General features: G+C 31.7%; 1 protein-coding gene. It reads left to right on the forward strand.

From position 1 onward, the window contains the following. The coding region (locus tag KVT11_RS19985; RefSeq protein ID WP_217609160.1) for a cation:proton antiporter domain-containing protein at positions 1-268 on the forward strand (268 nt) is incomplete at both ends.

Here is a 268-nt window from a genome sequence, read left to right on the forward strand (position 1 = left end):
CTTTAAACAAAAAGGGAAAAAGAATACGACAAACGAACCAAACACATTCCAAGCAGCAAGCATTATCTTCTTATTTATTTTCATCTTATCTTATGCCCTATCATTACTGTTCGTATGGCTAGGATTCGTGGATAATGCAATGTTTATGACTTTATTTATTTCAACTATTTCTTTAGGTGTTGTTGTACCAACATTAAAAGAGAATAACTTAGGAAAAACGGCAATCGGACAAATCATTTTATTAGTCGCTGTTATTGCAGATTTAGTT

Source organism: Bacillus sp. GbtcB10 (assembly GCF_019091365.1).
GTDB classification, from domain to species: Bacteria; Bacillota; Bacilli; order Bacillales; family Bacillaceae; genus Bacillus; species Bacillus altitudinis.